Raw genomic sequence first — 1,081 nt, 5'->3', positions numbered from 1 at the left:
TGGAAAGCATCAAGCGCATCCACCAGGCCACCGATACGCTGGAAGACCGGATCATCGAGCTCGACGGCGTCGAGATCAACCTGCTGCAACAGATCGACGCGCTCGAAGAAATTGTTGGCCGCGTTCAGGACATGCTGGTGCCGCTCGATTCTTCTCGGCAATTGCAGGCGGCGTAAGCGCCGCCAGGGCGGTGGTTGACGGTGCTTCCTACGGTCAACCGGAAAATTGGCCCAAAAATGAAAAACCCGCGAATTCCGCGGGTTTTTCGTGGGCCTGCTGAAAAACTCAGGCGCGCTTGTTGCCCGTCAGCTTTTCGTATTTGACCCACAGCATATCGGTCGTTTCGACGTGATTTTCATCCTTGGGGATGCAATCCACCGGGCAGACCTGCACGCACTGCGGTTCGTCGTAGTGGCCGACGCACTCGGTGCACTTGTTCGGGTCGATGACGTAAATTTCCTCGCCCTGGGAGATCGCCTCGTTCGGGCACTCCGGTTCGCACACGTCGCAGTTGATGCACTCGTCGGTAATAATTAGAGACATAGCTGTTGTTCCTCTCTCGGTTAAGCTGTGGTTTTCGCCCGCAGGCGCTTTTCGACACAAGGTTGCACAAATTTGCTGACATCGCCACCCAGCCGCGCAATTTCACGCACCATGGTAGCGGAGATAAACATGTATTGCTCGCCCGGCGTCAGAAACACCGTTTCGACCTCCGGATAGACGCTGCGGTTCATTCCCGCCATCTGAAATTCGTATTCGAAGTCGGAGACGGCGCGCAGGCCGCGCACGACAACCTTGGCTTCCTTTTCGTGCACGAAGTTCATGAGCAGCGAGTTGAAGCCGACGATTTCGACATTCTTGAGGTCGCCGAGGATTTCGGTGGCCATGGCAACACGCTCGGCCAGGGGGAAACGCGGCTGCTTCGACGGGCTTTCGGCGATGGCCAGGATCAGTTTGTCGAAGAGTGTCGAGGCGCGGCGGACGAGATCCTCGTGGCCCCGGGTGATCGGGTCGAAAGTACCCGGATAGATCGCTACGCGATGGTTGAGTTTGCTCAAGCTGGATTCCCGCCGGTGTCTCG

At 57.5% G+C, this 1,081-nt stretch carries 2 protein-coding genes; both read right to left on the bottom strand.

What is annotated here, in order from left to right:
- Positions 1 to 285: 285 nt before the first annotated feature.
- Positions 286 to 543: a YfhL family 4Fe-4S dicluster ferredoxin gene (locus ADADOO_RS03810; protein WP_511275156.1), complete on the bottom strand. Its 258-nt coding sequence runs from the start codon at positions 541 to 543 to the stop codon at positions 286 to 288.
- A 20-nt stretch (positions 544 to 563) separates the two neighbouring features.
- Positions 564 to 1,058, bottom strand: a complete 495-nt coding sequence (coaD, locus tag ADADOO_RS03805; protein WP_511275158.1) for a pantetheine-phosphate adenylyltransferase — start codon at positions 1,056 to 1,058, stop codon at positions 564 to 566.
- Between the last annotated feature and the right edge of the window lie 23 nt (positions 1,059 to 1,081).

Source organism: Azonexus sp. (genome assembly GCF_036170495.1).
Taxonomy (GTDB): Bacteria; Pseudomonadota; Gammaproteobacteria; order Burkholderiales; family Rhodocyclaceae; genus Azonexus.
This window is presented reverse-complemented; position numbering and strand designations above follow the sequence as displayed.